The sequence below is a fragment of the Flavobacterium sp. genome (assembly GCF_044369455.1).
In the GTDB taxonomy this organism is placed as follows: domain Bacteria; phylum Bacteroidota; class Bacteroidia; order Flavobacteriales; family Flavobacteriaceae; genus Flavobacterium.
The window spans coordinates 267,378-284,948 of record NZ_JBIPLW010000002.1 but is presented as its reverse complement, the minus strand read 5'-3'; the positions used below and the strand labels follow the sequence as shown (position 1 = coordinate 284,948).

Annotated in this window: 16 protein-coding genes and 1 pseudogene; 6 read left to right on the top strand and 11 right to left on the bottom strand. The window is 34.7% G+C overall.

Translation table 11 applies throughout. The features are described from left to right. Positions 1–167: 167 nt before the first annotated feature. Positions 168–3,119, top strand: coding sequence for a S8 family serine peptidase (locus ACIQ2L_RS03435; RefSeq protein WP_396156448.1), 2,952 nt, complete (start codon positions 168–170; stop codon positions 3,117–3,119). A gap of 37 nt (positions 3,120–3,156) precedes the next feature. Here the strand turns inward: ACIQ2L_RS03435 and ACIQ2L_RS03430 are convergent, their stop codons facing one another. The 11 genes and pseudogenes from ACIQ2L_RS03430 to hemA form a co-directional block, all read right to left on the bottom strand. Further along, entirely contained in the window at positions 3,157–3,870 is a 714-nt protein-coding gene (locus ACIQ2L_RS03430) for a 3'-5' exonuclease (RefSeq protein WP_396156446.1), read from the bottom strand. 80 nt (positions 3,871–3,950) lie between these two features. Further along, a pseudogene (locus ACIQ2L_RS03425) lies at positions 3,951–4,406 on the bottom strand (methylated-DNA--[protein]-cysteine S-methyltransferase). Positions 4,407–4,466: 60 nt separating this feature from the next. After that, the gene (locus tag ACIQ2L_RS03420; RefSeq protein WP_396156444.1) at positions 4,467–4,835 is read right to left on the bottom strand and encodes a c-type cytochrome; all 369 of its coding nucleotides are present in this window, start codon (positions 4,833–4,835) and stop codon (positions 4,467–4,469) included. 3 nt (positions 4,836–4,838) lie between these two features. Then, entirely contained in the window at positions 4,839–5,849 is a 1,011-nt protein-coding gene (hemB, locus tag ACIQ2L_RS03415) for a porphobilinogen synthase (RefSeq protein ID WP_396156442.1), read from the bottom strand. Between the two features lie 11 nt (positions 5,850–5,860). After that, positions 5,861–6,802, bottom strand: coding sequence for a DUF4421 family protein (locus tag ACIQ2L_RS03410; RefSeq protein WP_396156440.1), 942 nt, complete (start codon positions 6,800–6,802; stop codon positions 5,861–5,863). After that, a complete protein-coding gene (gene hemF / locus ACIQ2L_RS03405) occupies positions 6,793–7,725 on the bottom strand; it encodes an oxygen-dependent coproporphyrinogen oxidase (RefSeq protein ID WP_396156438.1) in 933 nt (310 codons plus the stop codon). The genes ACIQ2L_RS03410 and hemF overlap by 10 nt, the downstream gene beginning before the upstream one ends. Further along, positions 7,715–8,248, bottom strand: coding sequence for a GNAT family N-acetyltransferase (locus ACIQ2L_RS03400; protein WP_396156436.1), 534 nt, complete (start codon positions 8,246–8,248; stop codon positions 7,715–7,717). The genes hemF and ACIQ2L_RS03400 overlap by 11 nt, the downstream gene beginning before the upstream one ends. Positions 8,249–8,325: 77 nt before the next feature. Then, positions 8,326–9,348 carry a uroporphyrinogen decarboxylase gene (hemE, locus tag ACIQ2L_RS03395; protein ID WP_396156434.1) on the bottom strand — a complete coding sequence of 341 codons (1,023 nt, stop codon included), beginning with the start codon at positions 9,346–9,348 and terminating at the stop codon, positions 8,326–8,328. Positions 9,349–9,407: 59 nt separating this feature from the next. Beyond that, positions 9,408–10,076, bottom strand: a complete 669-nt coding sequence (locus tag ACIQ2L_RS03390; RefSeq protein WP_396156432.1) for a uroporphyrinogen-III synthase — start codon at positions 10,074–10,076, stop codon at positions 9,408–9,410. A gap of 50 nt (positions 10,077–10,126) precedes the next feature. Further along, positions 10,127–11,047 (bottom strand): hydroxymethylbilane synthase, encoded by a 921-nt coding sequence (hemC, locus tag ACIQ2L_RS03385; protein ID WP_396156430.1) that lies wholly within the window; start codon positions 11,045–11,047, stop codon positions 10,127–10,129. A gap of 1 nt (position 11,048) precedes the next feature. Next, positions 11,049–12,305, bottom strand: a complete 1,257-nt coding sequence (gene hemA / locus ACIQ2L_RS03380; protein WP_396156428.1) for a glutamyl-tRNA reductase — start codon at positions 12,303–12,305, stop codon at positions 11,049–11,051. Between the two features lie 239 nt (positions 12,306–12,544). Here hemA and ACIQ2L_RS03375 point away from each other — a divergent pair, with 239 nt between their 5' ends. From ACIQ2L_RS03375 to ACIQ2L_RS03355, 5 genes are all read left to right on the top strand, one after another. Further along, positions 12,545–13,417, top strand: a complete 873-nt coding sequence (locus ACIQ2L_RS03375; protein ID WP_396156426.1) for a helix-turn-helix transcriptional regulator — start codon at positions 12,545–12,547, stop codon at positions 13,415–13,417. 30 nt (positions 13,418–13,447) lie between these two features. After that, on the top strand, positions 13,448–14,461 hold the full coding sequence (hemH, locus tag ACIQ2L_RS03370; RefSeq protein WP_396156424.1) for a ferrochelatase: 1,014 nt from the start codon (positions 13,448–13,450) through the stop codon (positions 14,459–14,461). A 78-nt stretch (positions 14,462–14,539) separates the two neighbouring features. After that, complete coding sequence (locus tag ACIQ2L_RS03365; protein WP_396156422.1) at positions 14,540–15,088, top strand: CopD family protein; 549 nt, start codon at positions 14,540–14,542, stop codon at positions 15,086–15,088. A gap of 139 nt (positions 15,089–15,227) precedes the next feature. Beyond that, a complete protein-coding gene (locus ACIQ2L_RS03360) occupies positions 15,228–16,640 on the top strand; it encodes a sensor histidine kinase (protein WP_396156621.1) in 1,413 nt (470 codons plus the stop codon). Positions 16,641–16,690: 50 nt separating this feature from the next. Next, positions 16,691–17,473, top strand: coding sequence for an enoyl-CoA hydratase/isomerase family protein (locus tag ACIQ2L_RS03355; RefSeq protein ID WP_396156420.1), 783 nt, complete (start codon positions 16,691–16,693; stop codon positions 17,471–17,473). Positions 17,474–17,571: the final 98 nt, after the last annotated feature.

The window sequence follows — 17,571 nt, the reverse complement described above, 5'->3', positions numbered from 1 at the left end:
TTAATCAATTTTGACAGAAAAATTTAAAGTCAATTTTATTTTTTGTTTTATCATATACTAAACAATATGTAAATTTCTGTGAATATTTGTTAATAAAATCAATAAATTAATTTAGTGTTTATATATTTGTTACCTTTTATTTAAATAAAGCACATTTACATCACATCATGAAAAAGAAAAACTTATTGTTTTTTGCGGTTCTTTTTGTTTGCGGTTCTATTGTTGGACAATCAAAAGAGGATATCCAAAAAATAACGGCTGAATACAATATTTCTAAGCTAAAAGAAAAAGAAGTTTATTATAGAAAAAAAGCTAGAGAAGAAAAAGAAAAAGCCATCGCTGTTGCTAAAGCTAAAAACTGGCCAATTTATACGGTTAAAGACGATGGAGGCATATCTGAGTTAATGAAACTTTCTCCAGAGGGATTGCCGATTTACTACGCTACTACTAATGTAGATGCGGCAAAATCTACTAGAACTAATCACTTAAATACAAATGGATCTCTTGGATTAAATTTAAATGGTCAAGGGATGACCGTAAGAGTTTGGGACGGTGGCAATGTTAGAACTACTCACAATGCATTTGGCGGAAGGGTAACGATTGGTGATGATGCTTCTAATCCAGCAAATATTTTCCATGCTACTCATGTGACAGGAACCATGATTGCTAGTGCCAATCCTGCAAACATCAAAGGAATGGCGTATCAAGCCAATGCACGAACTTTCAATTGGATAGATGACGAATCTGAAGCAATTTCTGAAGCTGTAGGCGGTATGCTTATTTCAAATCATTCTTATGGAGTTCCTATAACAAATAATGGCACTACAGTTCCCTCGTGGTTTATAGGCGGCTATTCTTCTGATGCGGCTGCATGGGATGATATTACTTATAATGCACCCTATTTTCTACCTGTAATGTCTGCTGGAAATGATGGTCAAAATAATAATAACCCAGAACCAATTAGTTTTGGATATGATAAACTTACATCCAATAAAACTGCTAAAAACCCTTTAATTGTTGCTAATTGTCAAGATGTTACAACAGCAACAAATGGTACAGTAGTATTATCAAATATTCTTATTAATTCATCAAGTAGTCAAGGACCAACTGATGATTTAAGAATTAAACCTGATATTACAGGAAACGGAACAGGTTTGACTTCCACTAGTAATGTTAGTAATACAGCTACAGGAAGTGCTTCGGGAACTTCAATGTCTTCTCCAAATGTAGCTGGAACATTAATATTACTTCAACAACACTATAAAAATTTAACTAATGGTTTTATGCGTGCCGCAACCCTTAAAGGCATGGCTTGTCATACGGCTGATGATGCTGGACAAATTGGTCCTGATCCAATATTTGGTTGGGGATTATTGAATGCTAAAGTAGCTGCTGAAACAATTACAAACAACGGACTAACCTCCTGGATTTCAGAAGAAAATTTAAATTCAGGTCAAACATTTACAATGAATGTAAATTCTAATGGAACTTCTCCTCTTACTGCTTCTATTAGTTGGACAGATCTTCCTGGAGCACCGTATAGTGGTAATGAAGGAGCTAATAATCCAACTCCCGTTTTAGTAAACGATTTAGACATTAGAATCACACGTAATGGGACTACCTATTATCCGTGGAGATTAAATCAAGATCTTACAAGTCCGGCGGTAAGAACAGGTGATAATGCCGTAGATAACATCGAACTAATTAAAATTGACAATCCACCTGCTGGTCAATATACAATCACTGTAACAAATAAGAGAGCTCTTGTTACTGGTAGTCAAAAATATTCTTTAGTAGTTACTGGGCTTAGTTCTGCATTTGCGATTAATTCAAATTCAGATAATTTAACCATTTGTTCAAATCAAAACGCAGTGTATACTTTTAATTATACTCAAGCTCCAACTAGCAGTGGAACTACAACGTTCTCTGCAGTAGATTTGCCTTTAGGTGCTTCAGCTTCCTTCTCTCCAACTTCTTTAAGCAGTAATGGAGTTGTTACAATGACTATTTCTGGTTTGTCCAATGTTATACCTAATGAATATTTTGTTGGTATAAAAGGGACAAGTAGTACTGATACAGAAACTAGATACAAATCATTAAGAGTATATAATGGAAATTTCCAACAAGTTGCTTTGCAAAGTCCAACAAACGGACAACAAGCTTTATCAACAACAACCCAATTGAATTGGGCTAGTCAATTAAATGCTCAAAACTATACGGTACAGGTATCATTAAATCCAGAATTTTCATCATTCATAACTAATCAATTAACCTCTGAAAATCAATACACATTGATTGGATTAAGTCAATCTACTCGATATTATTGGAGAATAGTTCCTTCTAATTTCTGCGGAAATGGAGAAGCTTCAAATGCTGTTGTTTATTCATTTGCCACCGGAACATTAGCTTGTAACAATACTTTCACAGCTACTGATTTTTCAAACAATGCTATTGCAACCGTTCCAAATTCTGAAGCATTTGTTCCAGTTACAGTTACAGGTGGGTATACCATAGGTGATTTAAATGTAAATATGGACATTACACACACTTGGATTGGAGATATCAGAGTTACATTAGAAGGACCGGCATCTATTGGAAGTCCAAGTATAATTTTATTAGATATCCCTTGTGGTGATTTCCAAAACATCAATTGTATTATGGATGATGATGGAGGAACTCCAGCTTGTGCCGGAAATCCTGCTGTTTCAGGGACTATAGTTCCTGTTGATTCCTTGAGTTCTTTAAATACTTTACCGGCAGATGGTGAATGGGTATTAAGAGTTTTTGATTTTAATAATGAAGATGGAGGAACTATTAATAGTTTCAGTATTACTATTTGTAGTGTTCAAAATGCATTGTCTGTTGGAACAAATCCAATTATGAATAGTAGTGTGTATCCAAATCCAACAAAAGGAATCGTAAATGTTTCTATCCCTTCTTTAACGGAAACTGCAACTATAAAATTATTCGACCTACAAGGAAGACAAATACTTTCAAAAGAAACCAACCAATTCAGTACCTCTTTTGAAATAAATAACCTTCAAGACGGAATTTATTTAGTTAATATAGAAAACGAAGAAGCTTCTGTTACTAAAAAGATTATTCTAAAAAGAAATTAAAATCAAATTACAAGCCCTGAAAATTCAGGGCTTTTTTTTATACATGAATTATTTCGTCTTCTACTAGTAAATCCTCTCTACGTAGTCTTAAAAAGATTTGCGCAACGGCAATAACGTCTTTTTCACAGTAGATTACTATTCTGTCAATGTCTTTGTCTACATAAAAAACATGAGCAACCTGACTACCGTCTATATCGCCTTTTGGAGATGGAATTCCGAGAATTTTAGTTAATAATTTTAAAGATGTAAAATGCTTGTAATCGCCAAATTTCCATAATTCTAACGTGTCTAAATGTGGAATTTCCCATGGTTTCTTTCCAAATAAATTCAGTTTGTTTGGAATAGTAATTTGGTTAATAATCATTCGGCGGGCTACAAACGGAATATCAAATTCCTTAGCATTGTGTCCGCATAATACATGTGGTGCTTGGTTAAAATGAGTATCTAACAAATTAGAAAAATCCTTTAAAATCTTTTTCTCGTCTCCAAAAAAAGAAGTCACTCTAAAATTTCTAAGATCGCCTTTATTGACAAAATATCCGACCGAAATACAAACAATTTTTCCGAACTCGGCCCAAATTCCAGCGCGTTCATAAAAATCTTCGGGCGTAAATTCATCACGTCTTTGGTATTGTGTTTTATACTCCCAAAGTTCTTTCATATCCATATCTAATTCATTAAAATTTTCCGTTTCGGGAACAGTTTCAATGTCAAAAAAAAGAATATTATTAAGGTTAATCTTTTCTATCATAATATTAAATTTAGGAATTTACCGACTAAAATTAAATAATCTAATTCGAATACGAAAGAAAAAGTTTAAAATAATGACTGCTACTTAGATGGGCTTTCGTGTTCCAATAACCATTTTTTACGCCACAAACCTCTGGCATATCCTGTTAACGAACCATCAGAACCAATAACACGACGACAAGGAATGACAATTCAAAGTGGGTTTCTACCATTGGCAGAGGCTACGGCGCGAATGGCTTTTACATCCCCTAATTTCTTAGACAAATCTAGATAAGATATGGTTTTCCCGTAAGGAATGTTCAATAATTCTTGCCACACTTTCTGCTGAAATTCGGTGCCTTGTTGATTACGTTTAAAATTGAAATGATTTCGTTTCCCTTCAAAATATTCCAAAAGTTGGGAAACGCATTCTTGAAGTTGCTTTGGGATTTTTTTTGAAACATCTCCTTCGCTTAAAATAGAAATTGCCGAAATACCGTTCTCATCACCAATAATTTTGGTGATTCCGAGTGGTGATTCTACGAAGGCTGTTTCCATTAGATAAAGTTAAAAAATTTAACCCAAAGAACACTAAGAAGGCACGAAGTTCACTACTATTTATTTTGGAAAGCTAAAAAAATAATCCTCCAACGCTTTTAATTCCTCGTCACTCATACTTTTAGTTATGGCAAAATTAGTCTTCATGATTTCGTATTGGCTTGGATCAACGATTGGTTCACTCTCTTCTCTAAGAAATGAAACGATACTAGCATTTTTATCCTTATAAATAGTAGCTATTTCCTGTATACTAGGACCAATTATTTTTTGCTCTGGTTGATGACATGCTATACAATTGCCTTCGCCTTCAAAAAGTTCTTTTCCCGAAATCTTTGTCGCAGTTTTATCTACTGAAATTTGTGTTTTTTCATCTTTATTATTACAAGAAATTAAAAGAAAAAATGCAATAAGGATGATACTTTTATTCATGTTTTATGATATTAGTTTCACTACATCTTTGGCAAAATAACTGGCAATTAAATCCGCGCCAGCACGTTTTATAGCGGTAACTTGTTCCATCATTACGGCGTCGTGATCAATCCATCCCTTTTCGGAAGCGGCTTTTATCATGCAATATTCTCCCGAAACTTGATAGACAGCTACTGGAACTTCTGACATGTTTTTGATTTCCCGAACAATATCAAGATAGGCAATTCCTGGTTTTACCATCACAATATCGGCACCTTCTTCTATATCCATTCGAGTTTCACGAATGGCTTCAAGCCGATTGTGATAATCCATTTGATAGGTTTTTTTATCTTTTGGAATATTCTCCAAATCAACTGGAGCTGAATCTAACGCATCGCGAAACGGGCCATAGTGTGCCGAAGCATATTTAGCCGAATATGCCAAAATTCCTGTATTGATAAATCCTTCGTCTTCCAATGCCTCTCTGATTTCCAAAATTCTACCGTCCATCATATCGCTTGGTGCTACAAAATCGGCTCCAGCTTGTGCATGAGAAACACTCATTTCTGCTAATATCAATGCTGTTGCATCATTGACTATTTGTCTGCCTTGCCTGCCTGCCGGAAGGTTTTCAATAATTCCATCGTGACCATAAATAGAATAGGGGTCGAGAGCCACATCGGTCATTACAATCATTTCGGGAGCACTGTTTTTTACCGTTTTGATGGCACGTTGCATCAAACCGTTTGGATTTAGCGCTTCTTTTCCTGCGTTATCCTTGAGACTATCTGGAACTTTTACAAATAATAAAACCGATTTCAACCCTAATTTTTGCAATTCTTTGATTTCTTTTTCAAGAGTATCTAAACTCAAACGGAAGTAGTTTTGCATGGAAGGAATTTCTTCTCGAATGCCTTTGCCTTCTACAATGAAAAGTGGCACAATGAAATCATTTGGAGATAAAATGGTTTCGCGAACTAATGAACGAATGCTTTCATTAGTTCTTAATCTGCGGTTTCTTCTTAATGGAAACATATTTTTATGTGTTAAATTCCTATTTTCTTGTTTGCTTTATCGTAAAGCTGTGTAAGTTTTTTGGGTGCTTTGAAGCGATATCCCAGTGTAAATTTAAGCGTATTCATTTCGTCATTCAACCGAATCTGCGTGTTAGTATTTTGGTTAAATTTTGAAAAATTATAGTTTACAAATGTAAAGAAGGTATCGGTATTGTAACCAATTTTGAAATTAGAACTCACTTCTGCAATAGCGTAAACATCACCGTCAACACTATTCAAGCCAAATCCGACAGACAATCCTGCTGACAGCAATAGTTTTTCGTGAATTACTAAATTGTAAAAATAAGAAGGCGCGAGTGAAATGATGAAAATGTCGCTGTGAGTACCCGCCGTTGGACTATTCAAATCAATATTCGTATAATACAAAGAAAAATTTGGGATAAAACTTCCAGCGCTTTTCGTTTGCCATTCCTTTTGATTGGCCAATGTCTTGAACGAAAACTTATCGTTAAAGATATACGAAGTGGTTCCTCCTATCTTTGTGGTTCGCATTTTTGGAAAAGCAGTTTCGGTAACACCATCGCTGATGTAAAATCCGGTTTGATTAATGAATGTTAGGGATTGCATCCATTTTTTCAGATAGAATCGGGTGCTTATGGTAAAGTGTTTGGAACCGCTATTATCACGATTTTCGGCAAATAAGGAAGGCGAAAAACCATAACTGATATCAATCAATTTATAGCTTACATTGGCTCCGATTTGGGCTCTTTTATTAGGCTCGAAATTGAGATAATTTGTGGTGTTGTTTGCGTTATAAATGATTTCGAAACTGTTTGAAGTGTCTAAATAATATAAACTTGAGGTAATCGTTTCGTCGTAGGTTTTGAAATGGGCAGACTTGATGGTATCATTTTGTGACCAAGCACTAATGACCGTAAAAAAAACAATTATATTAGGTTTTGTTACACCCATTCTACCGGATTCATTAATACTTTTATTAACTTTTCTTCTTCACTCTCTAGTTCCGGATGATGGTCGTAAACCCATTGTACATGTGGTGGCAGACTCATCAAAATGCTTTCAATTCTTCCGTTTGTTTTTAGTCCAAATAATGTGCCTTTATCATGAACCAAATTGAATTCGACATAACGTCCACGACGGATTTCTTGCCACGTACGTTGTGCGGATGTGTATTCTAAATTTTTTCTTTTTTCCACAATGGGAACATAAGCTTCGAGAAAACTGTTGCCAACTTCGGTTACTAAATTGTACCAATCTTCCATAGACATTTTTTTTTCCGTTTGCTTCGCCAATTCGCTATCGCTTGTGTCTTTGCAATAATCAAAAAACAGCCCGCCTATGCCACGGGCTTCATTTCGGTGAGCATTCCAGAAATAACTGTCGCATTGCTTTTTATATTTTGGATAAAATTCCGGATTATGTTTGTCGCAAGCTATTTTACAGGTTTGGTGAAAATGTTTTGCATCTTCTTCAAATAAATAATAAGGTGTCAGATCTTGTCCGCCACCGAACCAAGAATTGATTATGTTTCCATCATCATCATGCATTTCAAAATAGCGCCAATTGGCATGAACCGTGGGAACCATCGGGTTTCTCGGATGAATTACCAAACTCAATCCACAGGCAAAAAAATCAGCTTCACCCACATTGAACATTTTTTGCATAGAATCAGGTAATTTTCCATGAACCGCTGAAATGTTTACACCGCCTTTTTCAAAAACTTGTCCGTTTTCAATAACGCGTGTTCTTCCACCTCCACCTTCGGGTCTTTCCCAAATGTCTTCACGGAATTTGGCCACGCCATCAACTTCTTCAAGTTTGGTAGTGATTTGGTTTTGGAGGTTTAGTATGTATTGGTAGAATTTATCTTTCATTGTATAATTCATATAATTCCATATCTAATGCTATTTCATTGGTTGGAGTGAATTCTTTTGGTAATGTTTTTTGCCAAACAAAACCATTATTTTTGGCGACTTTAATACTTCCATAATTGGTTTTATGTGAAATAATTTGAAGCGTTTCTAATTTCAATTCTTCAAAAGCAAATTTAACCATTTCTTTTACTGCAAACGAGGTCAACCCTTTTCCTTCAAATTCTAAATCCATACAATAGGCAAACTCTCCCTGATTTTTATCCCAATCGATTTTTTTAAGAATTATTAACCCCACAATTTGATGGTTATTTTCATTTCGAATGGCAAAGGTAAAGTTGGTTTTTTCTACTACTTCTTTATTTTTAATTGCAATATATTCCAATGTTTTCTCAAGTGTTATATTGCTTGAGAGTGTTACTGGAAAATATTTTTTTAACCGTTCAGAATTGTCAACAATAAATTGATGCAATTGATTGGTGTCGCTTTCAATTAATGGGTTGATTATGAAAGATTGTTTACTCATTTTTATTTTTGTCCTATTAGGTTTTGAAAATCTTGCAGGACTTTTGTCTTTGTACTTAATACTTTAATCTTTGTACTTTATTTGTACTCCTTCACCGCTTCAACAAAAGCTTTGGCATGATCTACAGGAATATTTGGCAAAATACCATGTCCAAGGTTTACGATATAATTGTCTTTCCCAAATTCGTCTATCATTTGGTGTACCATTTTTTTGATAGTTGGAATTGGAGAAAGCAAACGGCTTGGGTCAAAATTTCCTTGTAATGTAATTCTTCCACCTGATAAATAACGGGCGTTTCTTGGAGAACAAGTCCAGTCAACACCAAGTGCTGATGCTTTACTTTTTGCCATATCGCCTAAAGCAAACCAACATCCTTTTCCGAATACAATTACTTTGGTATGTTCGGCTAAAGCTTCAACGATTTGGTTGATGTATGGCCATGAAAATTCATTGTAATCAACTGGTGATAACATGCCGCCCCAAGAATCAAAAATTTGAATGGCATTGCAACCCGCTTTTACTTTTTCTTTTAAATATAAAATAGTAGTGTCGGTGATTTTTTGTAATAATGTATGCGCTGCCACTGGATTGGAAAAACAAAATCCTTTTGCAGTATCAAAACTTTTAGAACCTTTTCCTTCCACAGCATAACAAAAAATCGTCCATGGTGAACCTGCAAAACCAATTAATGGCACCTCATCGTTTAGCATTTCTTTAGTCAATTTGATGGCATCAAAAACGTATCCTAAGGTTTCATGAACATCGGGAACAAAGGTTTTATTCACATCTTCCATAGTACGGATTGGATTGGGTATTATGGGTCCCAAATTGTCTTTCAATTCCACATGAATTCCCATCGCTCTTGGCACTACCAAAATATCAGAGAATAAAATGGCTGCATCAGGTTTTACAATTCTGATGGGTTGAACGGTAATCTCAGCTGCTAATTCTGGGGTTTCACATCGTGTAAAAAAATCATATTTATCGCGCAATGCTCTGAATTCTGGCAAATATCTTCCAGCTTGACGCATCATCCAAACTGGTGGACGTTCAACGGTTTCGTTATTTAAGGCGCGAAGAAATAGGTCGTTTTTTAACATTGTTTAAAAGTTTAAAGTTTAAAAGTTTAAGGTTGTTTATCCTCAAAATCAAACTGTTTTTAATAATATTCTAGTACTTCTGCAATTACATTTTCTACCGATGGTTTATCTGCAATTATGATGTTTTTTATTTTTTTATTTTCTAATGATTCTCCTGTAGTTTCACCTATACAAAAGCACATTTCATCTTTTATAGTATTCATTTTCAAATAACTTTCTACTGCTGATGGACTGAAAAATAGTATTCCGTCTAATTTATTTATTATTTTTTTGGAAGTGATGTTGGTTTCATAAACTTCTATTTCGTTGAATGTTATTCCGTTTTCTTTTAATGTATTTGGCAAAATATCACGGCGTAAATTTCCGCAGAAAAAGGTATAACTCTCTTTGCTATAAATCAATGAAATGATCTCTGCCAAGTCGGAAGCATAACCTGTATAAGCAATAACATTAAACCCGTTTTCGGTTAATAAATCTTTGGTTTTCATTCCCACTGAAAAGACATTTTTACTTTTTAAATCCTCACATTTTGGATGCTGTAAAATACTTTCTACCGCGTTTTGACTAGTGAAAATAAGTGCCTCCCCCAACCCCACCAAAGGAGGGGAGAGAAATGTAGTTTTTATAAAATCTTCTTCTATGAGCTGAATATTGGCATCTAACAAAAGTTGCTTTTGATTTGGCAAAAGTTTTTTGGTAGATAATATGTTGGTTTGTTTTTTCATCATCCTTTAACCCAGTCAGAGTTCATAACTCTGACAGGGTTTGTAAAAAATTATTACTTCATTTGATTCTTTATCTCCGCCATTAATTCTTTTCCGCCATTATTCAAAATTTCTTGAGCCGAATGATATCCTAATTTTTTCCAATCTTCTATTGGTACTATTTTCTTGATTTCTGTCTTTTGTTTTCCGTCAAGCGAAAGCAGATTTCCTTCAAATATAATGGTTTCATCTTCTTGGTCGTATTTCGCCAAAGCACCAATTGGTGCAGTGCATCCGCCTTCCAAAGTTCTTAGAAATTGTCTTTCTATAAATGTACATATCTCTGTTTCAATATGATTTAATTGAGAAACCGCATCTATAGTATAATTGTCATTTCCCATGGCCAAAACGACCATTGCTCCTTGTGCTGGCGCTGGAGTCATCCAATCGAGATTGATAAAACTATCAGGTTTTAGATTAATTCGTTCCAGTCCTGCAGCGGCGAATACGGCTCCATTCCAATCGTTATCATTCAGTTTTTGCATTCGGGTATTGACATTTCCTCGCAAATCAACAACGGTATGATTGGGATATTTATTGAGCCATTGTGCTTGGCGACGTAAACTACCGGTGGCGATGGTAGCTCCTTTTTCAAGAAAATTGGTGTTTCCTTTGTGAACTATAATATCCAAAACAGTAGCTCTTTCTAAAACGGCTGCTTGCACAATGCCTTTTGGTAAAGCCGTTGGCACATCTTTCATGGAATGTACGGCAATATCAACTTGACCGTTTATCATGGCAATGTCTAACGTTTTAGTGAAAATTCCGGTAATGCCGAGTTCGTAAAGTGGTTTGTCAAGAATAATGTCGCCTTGCGATTTTACGGCAATGATTTCGGTTTTATATCCTAAATCGTTTAGGGATTTTTCTACCGTTTTTGCTTGCCAAAGTGCGAGTTCGCTGTCACGAGTTCCTATTCTGATTGTTTTGGTCATTTTATTTAGAAGAAGTTTCTATCTGAAATATTTTTTCAATCCATTCGATGCTTTCATCAACCATAGTGTTATCGTCTTTTAAATGACTGGCAAAATGATTGGTGATTTTTTGTATGATTCTAGTACTAATTAGTTCGGCTTGAGCTTCATCAAAATTGGATAACTTTTTTCTTTGAACACTTAATTCCGACTCTTTAATAGAATTTAGTTTTTCTTTTAATGCATGGATTGTTGGGGCAAATTTTCTTTGTTTAGTCCAAGCCATGAATTCGTCTTTAATTTCTTCAATAATTTCCTCAGCAGCAGGAATGTGTTTTTTGCGATTTTCCAAAGTTTCATCGGTCATTTGCGACAGATGATCTAAGTGAATTAAAGTTACGCCATCAATGGCTGTGACATTTTCGTTTACGTTTTTTGGAATGGATAAATCCAAAATCAATAACGGCTTTTTTAAATTTAAAATGGCTTTGTCAACTGTAGGGTTTTGTGCTCCAGTGGCTACAACCAGCACATCGGCTTTTTGAATTTCCAATTGCAAATCAGCGTAATCTTTAACCACTACATCCAGTTTTCGGGCCAATTTTTCGGCGGTATCTTTGGTACGATTGATTAAGGTGATTTGCTCGTGCTTGGTATGTTTTACCAAATTTTCACAAGTATTTCTTCCAATTTTTCCAGTACCAAAAAGTAAAATATTTTTATTGGCAATATTTTCTACATTATTAAAAATATAACGAACCGATGCAAAAGAAACAGAAGTAGCGCCAGAAGAAATTTCGGTTTCATTTTTAATTCGCTTGCTTGTTTGAATAACGGCATTCACCAATCGTTCCATAAAAGCATTTACCAAATTCATTGATTTACTTTCTACAAATGCTGATTTTAATTGACTGATAATTTCAAAATCTCCAAGAATTTGGCTGTCTAACCCAGTCCCAACTCGAAACATATAACTAACCGCTTCTTGGTTTTTATAGATGTAAGCCACTTTTTGGAAATCTTCTACGGTGCCTTGACTATTGTCACAAAGTAACTTGATTAATTGAAACGGATGCTGAGCAAATCCGTAAATTTCTGTACGGTTGCAGGTAGAAGTGACCAGTAACGATTCAATCCCTTCCTGTTGCGCCTGCATTAAAACATTCTTCTTCCCGCTTTCATCCAAGTTGAATTTTCCCCTAATGTCGGCATCGGCTTTTTTATAACTCAAACCAACAACATAAAAAGTACTATGTTTTGAAATGTTTCCGTTTTCCATATTTTACTCTTTACCTAAGAGAGGAACAAAGTTATCGTTATGCTTTTAACAAAAACAACGCTAAAAGAACTTTTTGTGTCGCTATGAGTTATTTTTGTATTCAATTGTATTTATATCGTTATTTCTTTTAAATTTGTAGTGAAATCAACTATTAATTTAGTTCTTATATAGATTTATTCTAAATAAATAGATTTATAAAATAGATTCTGAATCAAGTTCAGAATAAAAAAAATATCGCTATGGGTTCAAAAGAAGAAATAAAAATTGATGACGATTTTATCTTAATTCGTTTTCAGAATGATACTGATAAAGCTTCTACTTTTCAAAGACCGGTAACTTTGGGTTTGATACAATTTCACTTTGGATTAAAAGGAAGCGCAAAATTTATCTTCAATAATGGGAATTATATATTAGATCTAAAAGAAGAAAAGTGCCTATTGTTTTATAATCCCGAAAAAGAGTTGCCGCTAAATATTGAAATTGCGCCTAAATCTTGGCTAATTACCATATTAGTTTCTATCAAAAAATTTCATGGTTTGTTTACTACAGACGCGGAACATATTCCGTTTTTGAGTCAAGAAAACAAAGACAAGAAATATTATAACGAAAGTGATATAAGTCCATCGATGGCAATTGTTTTGAACCAAATGTTTCATTACAATTTAAATCCATCCATCAAAAATTTATACTATAAGGGCAAAGGATATGAATTGCTGAGTTTATTTTTTAACCGCAATGAAGATCCAAATGCAGAACAATGTCCGTTTTTGATAGATGAAGAAAACGTGTTGAAAATCAAAAAAGCAAAAGAAATCATCATTGCTAATATGGCGGAACCACCAAGTTTAGAATCACTCGCCAATCAAGTTGGACTCACTTTGAAAAAACTGAAAATGGGTTTCAAACAAATTTATGGAGACACAGTTTATGGTTTCCTATTTGATTATAAAATGGAATATGCTCGACAATTATTAGATTCTGGTTCGTATAATGTAAATGAAGTGGGATTAAAAATTGGGTACAGTACGGGAAGTCATTTTATAGCAGCATTCAAGAAAAAATTTACCACTACACCAAAGAAGTATTTAATGTCAATGAGTCAAAACAATTAAAAATAGGTTTCATATTTATAAAAGCAAAAAATGAAAGGAGTATTATTAGTAAATCTGGGTTCGCCAGAAAGTCCAACGCCGGCAGCTGTAAAGCCGTATTTAGATGAATTTTTAATGGATAAATACGTGATTGATGTGCCGTTTTTACTACGAGCTTTATTGGTTCGTGGAATAATTCTACAAACGCGTCCCAAAAAATCGGCTGAAGCGTATAGTCGAATTTGGACTAGTGAAGGTTCGCCTTTGATAGTAATTTCTAAAAAGATGCACAAAAAAGTGCAAACTTTAGTAGATATTCCAGTTGCCTTAGCGATGCGTTATGGCACCATTACAATTAAAAAAGGATTGCAAGAATTGAAAGATAAAGGCGTAACCGAAGTGATGCTTTTGCCCCTGTATCCACAACACGCTATGGCTTCAACAACAACGATTTTAGTTTTGGCAGAAGAATTGCGTCAACAGTTTTTCCCGGAAATGAAATTCACGATTGTTCCTGCGTTTTATAATAAACCTGATTACATCAAAGCCTTATCCAACTCCATTAAAAAACATTTAGAAGGATTTGATTACGACCATTTATTGTTTTCGTATCACGGCATTCCGAAACGGCATATTCGCAAAACCGATGTAACTAAATCACATTGCAAAATGGATCGAACTTGTTGCAACACACCATCGCCTGCTCATGAGTTTTGCTACAGCCATCAATGTTATGAAACCACGAAACAAGTCGTAAAAACATTAGGAATTCCAGAAGGAAAATACAGCCAAACCTTTCAATCACGACTAGCAGGCGACAAATGGTTAACGCCTTATACCGATGTTGAAATTAATAAAATGCCCGAAAAAGGTATAAAGAAATTAGCGGTTGTGACTCCCGCTTTCGTAGCTGATTGTTTGGAAACCTTAGAAGAAATCGCGATGGAAGCCAACGAACAGTTTTTGCATCATGGTGGCGAGGAATTTATGGCAATTCCGTGTATGAATGATGAAGACGAATGGTGTGGTGTGGTTGCGAGTTGGATTAAAGAATTTGAAAAATAATATTGGTTTCAAGTTTAAGGTTTCAAGTTGTTATAATTCGACTGAAAACTGAAAACTGAAAACTGAAAACTGATAAAAATGGAACTCTACAACTACATAAAATCATTGCACCTCATTTTTGTTATCACCTGGTTTGCGGGTTTGTTCTACATTGTTCGCTTGTTTGTATATCAAATTGAAGCCAACGACAAACCATCGCCCGAAAAGGAAATTTTACAAAAGCAGTACAAAATCATGACCTATCGTTTGTGGTATATTATCACTTGGCCTAGTGCTGTTTTAGCTACGTTGTTTGCCATTTGGTTATTGATTTTAATGCCTGATTGGTTACAAACGGCTTGGATGCATGTTAAATTGGGCTTTGTCGTTTTACTGATTGCGTACCAAATAAAATGTCATTTAATTTACGCAGCATTACAAAACGATGTGTTTAAGTATTCTTCCAACTTCATGCGGTTGTGGAATGAAGGTGCAACAATTATCCTCTTTGCTGTGGTTTTTTTAGTAATTTTAAAAAATGCTTTCAACTGGGTTTATGGCGTAATCGGAATTGTCTTGTTTTCGGTTTTGATAATGCTTGGATTTAAGTTTTATAAAAGAATTCGCGAACGAAAATCTAACCACTAAGTTCATTAAGAAAGCGCGAAGAACACTATCAAACTTTGTGCGCTTTGTGCCTTCGTTGTGTCTTTGTGGTAAAAAATTTAAAATGGTCAAAAACTTCAAAATGTCAATGCTATCGCTTCGAATTAGGATTTTCCTTTCGATGATTATATTGATAGTTATTGCCTCCATTTTGATGGCTTCCATATCGATTATTCAATTTAAAAATGAAGCCAAAGACTACCATCAAGAACGTCTAGACCGAAAAGAATTTGCCATCAAAGAGCACATCAATTATGTGCTATCAAACACCACTTATCCGCTTACCGAAAGAAATCTTCCGTTGATTTTTAAAGATAAAATTCATGAATTAGCAGATATTCACAATCTTGAGATTAATATTTATGGGCTGAATGGAAAACTACTAAAATCTTCAAAAGCCTCTTTTTCGGTTGATAAAGTTGCGCCTCCTATTCCGACTTATATTCTGAAACTTGTTCAATCATCCGTTGAGAAAAGGTATGTTGACATTAAAAATGTAAACGGCGTTAAAAACCGATCTTCCTACAGTCAAATTAAAGATGATAAATTCAAACCCTTGGGGATTTTGAACATTCCTTATGTTGAAGATGATGGTTTTTATGAAACCGAACTGCGCCAATTTTTATTGCGATTAAGTCAGGTATATTCATTTATGTTAATTATCGCCTTTGCATTGGCTTATTTCCTGTCGAGTTATATTACCAAATCCTTAAAAACCATTTCAGACAAAATCAACGAAACGAGTTTGAATCAAAAAAACGAGAAAATTGTTATCGAAGCCAATAGTAAAGAGATTAATTCCTTGATAAATGCCTACAATCAGATGGTGGATAAACTCGAAGATAGCGCCACCATGCTAGCTCAAAGCGAACGGGAACAAGCGTGGAGAGAAATGGCAAAACAAGTGGCGCATGAAATCAAAAATCCATTAACACCAATGCGTTTGACGGTGCAGAGTTTCCAAAGAAAGTTTGATGCTAATGATCCTGATTTAAAACAAAAACTGAACGATTATTCTAAAACATTAATTCAACAAATCGATACCATGAGTGCTGTGGCTTCGGCATTTTCTAACTTTGCATCGATGCCAGCGCAACAAAACGAAACGCTCAATGTAGTTCAAGTGGTAGAGCTCGCATTGGATATTTTTAACGAAGATTTTATTGTTTTCGAAAGTAATGAAGAAGAAATTATTTCAAAACTGGACAGAACACAATTGATTCGGATTATTACCAATTTAGTCAAAAATGCCATTCAATCTATTCCAGACGAGCAAGAAGAAAAACAAATTTTGGTATCTGTAAATGAAATGGATGACACCGTAATTATTTCCGTAAAAGACAATGGTATTGGCATTGAAACAGAAAATATTGAACATGTTTTTGAACCAAAATTCACTACCAAAACTAGTGGAATGGGATTGGGTTTAGGAATTATAAAAAATATTATAGAAAATTATAAAGGAACCATTACTTTTGAAACAGAACTCGGAAAAGGTTCCACTTTCATCGTGTCGCTTCCTATTGTTAAATAAACACAGATTTCACAAATTATCACAAATTATTTTACTCTAATTATCAAACCATGAACTTCGAAAACATACTTGTTTCCATTGAAAACGGCATCGGACAAATCACTATCAACCGTCCATCTAAACTAAATGCGCTTAATGTTGCCACTATTCAAGAACTTCACAACGCTTTTAAAAATCTTGAAAGCAAGGAAGAAGTTTGCGTAATCATCATTACTGGCGAAGGCGAAAAAGCTTTCGTTGCTGGTGCTGATATCTCTGAATTTGCTCATTTTTCTGTAGAAGAAGGGGCACAATTGGCCGCACAAGGACAAGAATTATTGTTTGATTTTGTCGAAAATTTAAAAACACCTGTCATTGCTGCTGTCAATGGTTTTGCCCTCGGTGGCGGATTAGAATTGGCAATGGCGTGTCATTTCAGAGTAGCTTCGGATAATGCAAAAATGGGTCTGCCCGAGGTTTCTCTTGGTGTCATTCCTGGTTATGGTGGCACCCAGCGTTTACCTCAACTAATTGGAAAAGGGCGTGCCATGGAACTCATCATGACTGCTGGAATGATTGACTCTGAAACAGCTAAAAATTATGGCTTAGTAAATCATGTCGTACCACAATCAGAATTACTTGAATTTACAAAAAGTATTGCAATTAAAATTATCAGAAATTCACCAATGGCCATTAGCAAAGCCATAAAAGCTATCAATGCTAATTATAAAGATGGGGTCAATGGTTATGAAACCGAAATCAGAAACTTTGGAAAATGCTTTGGCACCGAAGATTTTAAGGAAGGAACTACAGCATTTTTAGAGAAACGAAAAGCAGTTTTTAAGGGAAAATAATTTTAGTGTTCAGTGTTCAGTAATTAGTTTTTAGTTAAAAAACCGTATTTAAAATATCATATTATTATATTTTTTAGATGTTGTAATATCATATAATT